We start from the raw sequence: 287 nt of genomic DNA, 5'->3' as shown, positions 1-287 counted from the left end.
ATAGTTAATCAATTGACAAACGAAATTAATTATAAATTTCCAGGTCAATATTTTACTGAAGATGGTTTTATAAAATACGAAAACTACCAACACGACGGGGGTTTTTATCGTTTTATTTATCGCTCAAATTTCTTACGAAAGAATCAAATTCAATTTCCAGCATTCAGACGAATGCAAGATCCTGTTTTCTTTGTAAAAGCAATGATAAAGTGTGGATCTTTTTATGTTATCAAAGATTATGTTTATGCATACAGAAAATTTCACAAGGAGGTTGAATGGAATAAAAA

General features: G+C 28.9%; 1 protein-coding gene. It reads left to right on the top strand.

Annotation, left to right across the window (positions count from 1 at the left end; all coding sequences use genetic code 11):
* Window positions 1-12 precede the first annotated feature (12 nt).
* Window positions 13-287 (top strand): hypothetical protein (locus tag H6A60_RS13060; RefSeq protein WP_205105294.1); only part of this gene is annotated, 275 nt, incomplete at its 3' end.

The sequence above is a fragment of the Sutterella massiliensis genome (genome assembly GCF_016899755.1).
Taxonomy (GTDB): Bacteria; Pseudomonadota; Gammaproteobacteria; order Burkholderiales; family Burkholderiaceae_F; genus Sutterella; species Sutterella massiliensis.
Note: the sequence above shows the minus strand (reverse complement) of the source record. Positions and strands in the feature narration are given on the sequence as shown.